Raw genomic sequence first — 279 nt, forward strand, 5'->3', positions numbered from 1 at the left:
GAACAGAGCGAGCACATCGTCTTGCCTTCTTCGAGCACGCGCGTGACGATGGAATAGGTATCCTGCGTCTCGATGTGGAACGGCACGCCCAGTTCGGTCAGGTAGCGCGGCAGGATGTCGGCCGGAAAGCCGGGTTGCTTCTGGTCCAGGTTGACCGCGATCAGTTCGAACCGGAACGGCGCGCGCTTTTGCAACTGGAGCAGGATGTCCAGCATGGCGTAGGAGTCCTTGCCGCCCGACAGGCACACCATGACGCGGTCGCCCGCCTCGATCATGTTG

Annotated in this window: 1 pseudogene; it reads right to left on the reverse strand. The window is 62.0% G+C overall.

Annotated features, from left to right (window positions below):
* Nucleotides 1-279: pseudogene (locus SB751_RS29775) on the reverse strand (tRNA 2-thiocytidine(32) synthetase TtcA); the annotation flags it as partial.

Origin of the sequence: Cupriavidus sp. SIMBA_020 (genome assembly GCF_046535395.1) — a bacterium.
Classification (GTDB): Bacteria; Pseudomonadota; Gammaproteobacteria; order Burkholderiales; family Burkholderiaceae; genus Cupriavidus; species Cupriavidus campinensis.